Raw genomic sequence first — 684 nt, 5'->3', positions numbered from 1 at the left:
GACGTCGGTTCCGTGCTTGTCCTTCATCATCTTGCCGACCGCGACCGCGATATTGAAACCGGCGGTGCCGGTGTCGTACGCGGTGAATGCCATCGTGGTTGGTAGTTTGATGTCGTCAGCACGCGCGGTGGTTGTGGTGATCAGCGCGCAGCCCACGGCGAATGCCGTGAGCGGACCGAAACGTCCCGTCATGTTTCTCTCCCGAGCGCATCCGCTTTGCGGATTGCTTTGTTATCAGGAGAGCATGTCACCGCAGTCGAGTGATGGCAACGCGATGGCCGCGTCGTCTGCACACGACATCGCCGCCGGGTGATGCGACATTACGTCCCGGCTGGTGACGATCTTGGTACGCAGCGTGACGGCTGTGCGCGGCAGCTCAGCTTTCGATCACCGCGACGAGCTGGCCTTCGGCAACGACATCGTCGAGAGCGACGTGCAGCGACTTCAAGGTTCCGTCAGCCGGAGAGGCGACCGGGATTTCCATTTTCATCGCTTCGACAAAGACGATGTCGTCGCCTTCACCGACGCCGTCGCCGATCGACAGCGGCAGCGCACAGACGCGGCCCGCGACTTCGGTGACAATCTTGATCTCGGCCATCGGTGTTCCTCCGGTAGGTTTGTTGTTGTCGGCGCCGGGTTCCGCTGCTGCGGCCGCGGCCAAAAATCTTGCGCCGAGTGGTTACG

At 61.8% G+C, this 684-nt stretch carries 1 protein-coding gene and 1 pseudogene; both read right to left on the bottom strand.

Annotation, left to right across the window (positions count from 1 at the left end; translation table 11 throughout):
• Positions 1 to 192 (bottom strand): annotated as a pseudogene (locus tag DYI24_RS27415) (TAXI family TRAP transporter solute-binding subunit); the annotation flags it as partial.
• Between the two features lie 184 nt (positions 193 to 376).
• On the bottom strand, positions 377 to 598 hold the full coding sequence (locus DYI24_RS27410; protein ID WP_011158998.1) for an acyl-CoA carboxylase biotin carboxyl carrier protein subunit: 222 nt from the start codon (positions 596 to 598) through the stop codon (positions 377 to 379).
• Between the last annotated feature and the right edge of the window lie 86 nt (positions 599 to 684).

It is taken from the genome of Rhodopseudomonas sp. BR0C11 (assembly GCF_010820945.1).
Classification (GTDB): Bacteria; Pseudomonadota; Alphaproteobacteria; order Rhizobiales; family Xanthobacteraceae; genus Rhodopseudomonas; species Rhodopseudomonas palustris_H.
Note: the sequence above shows the minus strand (reverse complement) of the source record. Positions and strands in the feature narration are given on the sequence as shown.